This is a genomic window from Pantoea sp. E956-1 (assembly GCF_982223955.1).
Window position 1 is genome coordinate 1 of record NZ_CEUYZP010000091.1, and the last position, 420, is coordinate 420.

A 420-nucleotide genomic window follows, 5' to 3' on the forward strand; every position below is an offset into this window, starting at 1 on the left:
CATTCACACCATCGCTAAGGTCGAAAGCCCCAACAGCAATAAAGGACTATTGCCATGTCAGTGCAGCAACAGAAACAAAACCTTGCTCCATCTTCAGTGCTCGGCACGCTGCTGGAAGCCACCGCAGACCTCGACACGGCCGAGGCCCTGGAGAAAAGTCTGCCGCCTTATTTGCTCAAGGCTTCGACCGACACGCTGGCGACGCTGGATCAGACCGCTCGCGAGCTGCATCGCCTGCAGCTCAAAGTGGCCAAGGATCTGGCCGGATTGCAATCGTTGCGCGGTTTCTGCAAAAAAGAACTCACCGCTGCGTTGAACGCCAAGTGGCCGGCGGTCTATGACGTCGAACAGGATGTGCTCAGTCTGCTGGGTGACGATTGCGGCTGCGATGCGACGGCGACCAACCAGGCGGGTATCGAT

Annotated in this window: 1 protein-coding gene; it reads left to right on the forward strand. The window is 57.9% G+C overall.

Annotated features, from left to right (window positions below; genetic code table 11):
- Positions 1-54 precede the first annotated feature (54 nt).
- Positions 55-420 (forward strand): hypothetical protein (locus AC0T7J_RS25410; RefSeq protein ID WP_473798570.1); only part of this gene is annotated, 366 nt, incomplete at its 3' end.